The following is a 227-nucleotide window of genomic DNA, read 5'->3' as shown; positions in this document are numbered from 1 at the left end:
TACTTAATAATTTCTCCATAGAAAGGAGGTGATCCAGCCGCAGGTTCTCCTACGGCTACCTTGTTACGACTTCACCCCAATCGCTGACCCTACCTTCGGCTGCTGCCTCCCTTGCGGGTTAGCTCACAGACTTCGGGTATTGCCAACTCTCATGGTGTGACGGGCGGTGTGTACAAGGCCCGGGAACGTATTCACCGCGACATGCTGATTCGCGATTACTAGCAACT

Annotated in this window: 1 rRNA gene; it reads right to left on the bottom strand. The window is 53.3% G+C overall.

Annotation, left to right across the window (positions count from 1 at the left end):
• Positions 1-21 precede the first annotated feature (21 nt).
• Positions 22-227: ribosomal RNA gene (locus OCU55_RS23865) — 16S ribosomal RNA — on the bottom strand; the annotation flags it as partial.

Origin of the sequence: Clostridium folliculivorans (genome assembly GCF_024341905.1) — a bacterium.
GTDB classification, from domain to species: Bacteria; Bacillota; Clostridia; order Clostridiales; family Clostridiaceae; genus Clostridium_AR; species Clostridium_AR folliculivorans.
This window is presented reverse-complemented; position numbering and strand designations above follow the sequence as displayed.